Origin of the sequence: Campylobacter sp. IFREMER_LSEM_CL2194, assembly GCF_025771685.1 — a bacterium.
Taxonomy (GTDB): Bacteria; Campylobacterota; Campylobacteria; order Campylobacterales; family Campylobacteraceae; genus Campylobacter_D.
The window spans coordinates 1-571 of the sequence record NZ_JAKMQS010000057.1; the positions used below are offsets into that span (position 1 = coordinate 1).

The window sequence follows — 571 nt, forward strand, 5'->3', positions numbered from 1 at the left end:
CGACTATACACTATCCTTTTAAAAAAGGAATTAAACCTATATTATGAACAATGCAAACTCTTATACCTTTTATAAACTTCTTAAAAAATTATTAAAAGATCATCCCAAAGAAGATATTTTTCTAAGGGTAAATAATGCTCTAATGCATCCTAACAAAGAAATCGAATATGTAAAATTCAATAAAAATATTAGTGATTTTCCCATTGAAATTATGATTAATTTTATGGGTCTACAAGGTAATACATCACAACTCCCTTCTTATATACTAGACAAGCTCTCTAGGAATGAGGATGGCGGGGATGGATGGAGTTTATTTTTTGATTTCTTCAATCACTATCTTCTTTGGATTTTTTTTGAAATTACCACTCTTAACAATTATCCAAAAAGTTTTGATATTAACTTCAGCGATAGAATTTCTAAAATACTATTTTCTATGTTAGGTATCAATGACACAAAAATTGCAAAGAGATATCTGCCTTTTGCACCGTTATTACTAAGTTTAAGAAGACCTAAAAGTTATATTGAAAGAATTTTACAAATCACTTTTAATTTACAAAATCAATTAAATATC

General features: G+C 27.0%; 1 protein-coding gene. It reads left to right on the forward strand.

The window, feature by feature from the left end; genetic code table 11:
- Nucleotides 1-43: 43 nt before the first annotated feature.
- The coding region (locus L8V79_RS08155; RefSeq protein WP_263703203.1) for a type VI secretion system baseplate subunit TssG at nucleotides 44-571 on the forward strand (528 nt) is incomplete at its 3' end.